The 877-nt window shown below is 62.0% G+C and carries 1 protein-coding gene; it reads right to left on the bottom strand.

The window, feature by feature from the left end; all coding sequences use genetic code 11:
* Nucleotides 1-877, bottom strand: an 877-nt coding sequence (locus tag ABD949_RS18195) for a putative Ig domain-containing protein (protein ID WP_345245570.1), incomplete at both ends; no start/stop codon positions are given.

The following is an 877-nucleotide window of genomic DNA, read 5'->3' on the forward strand; positions in this document are numbered from 1 at the left end:
GATGGAGCCTTCCTTGGGCGTCGGCCCCTGGGGAGTCCAGTTGTCGATGATGAGCTGGTTGTTGACCCACACGCGGGTGCCGTCATCATTGTTGGTGCGGAAGCTGTAGCTACCACTCACCGGGGCCTCTACCTGACCGGTCCATCGGACGGAGAACTCATCGGCATTGACCACACCGGGCTGGGGCGAATCCGTATTCCAGAAGAAATTGATAGTCGGGTCAAGCCGGGAAAGCACCGGTGTTCCCGATAATGAAGTGTTGTTGTAGTAGTTGCCTGTCAGACCTGTACCGCTGCCTCCGCCTACGGGCGTTGCGCTGATGGTAAGCGTGAAGGTGGTAGTAGCGTTGAGCCCAGCGGGGTCACTGGCTTTCACCGTCACGGTAGTTGTGCCGGCCGTGGTGGGCGTGCCCGATATACTCAGGCCGTTGGCCGACAGCCCAGCGGGCAGGCCCGTAATCTGGTAGGCCAGCACATCCCCATCGGGATCGCTGAAGGTGTTAGTGGGCACGGTATAGCTGAAGGCCGTACCGGCGGTGCCGCTCTGGTTAGGTATAGCGTTCTGCACCACCGGAGCGCGGTTAGCTACCGGGGCCGCAGCTACCGATAGGCTGAAGGTGGCGCTGACGTTGAGCCCAGCGGGGTCAGTGGCTCTCACCGTCACGGTAGCTGTGCCGGCTGTGGTGGGTGTGCCCGAGATGCTCAGGCCATTGGCTGTCAGCCCGGCGGGCAGGCCCGTAATCTGGTAGGCGAGCACATCGCCATCCGGATCGCTGAAGGTGTTAGTAGGCACGGTGTAGCTGAAGGCCGTACCGGCAGTGCCACTCTGATTAGGTATGGTGTTCTGCACCACCGGCGCGCGGTTAGCCACCGGGGCA

The sequence above is a fragment of the Nibrella saemangeumensis genome, assembly GCF_039541915.1.
GTDB classification, from domain to species: Bacteria; Bacteroidota; Bacteroidia; order Cytophagales; family Spirosomataceae; genus Nibrella; species Nibrella saemangeumensis.